Source organism: Ochrobactrum sp. SFR4, assembly GCF_019730395.1.
Classification (GTDB): Bacteria; Pseudomonadota; Alphaproteobacteria; order Rhizobiales; family Rhizobiaceae; genus Pseudochrobactrum.
The window spans coordinates 1-256 of sequence record NZ_JAAPBB010001010.1; the positions used below are offsets into that span (position 1 = coordinate 1).

Sequence of the window (256 nt, forward strand, 5' to 3'; positions counted from 1 at the left end):
TAAGTGCTTCAATCGCCAGATGATAACGATCAAGTTCGTTCATCACAGCCATATCAAACGGCGTTGTGGTGGTGCCTTTTTCGATAAAGCCACGCACATGGAAATTCGGATGGTTATTGCGCTTATAAACCAGACGGTGGATCAGATACGGATAGCCGTGATAGGCGAAAATCACCGGACGGTCAGTAGTGAAAAGCGCATCAAATTCACTGTCGGCAATACCATGCGGATGATGCTGCGGGGATTGCAGCGCCAT

General features: G+C 48.4%; 1 protein-coding gene. It reads right to left on the reverse strand.

What is annotated here, in order from left to right; translation table 11 throughout:
• Positions 1-256, reverse strand: a 256-nt coding sequence (locus HBA93_RS22130) for a phosphoketolase family protein (RefSeq protein ID WP_502910178.1), incomplete at both ends; no start/stop codon positions are given.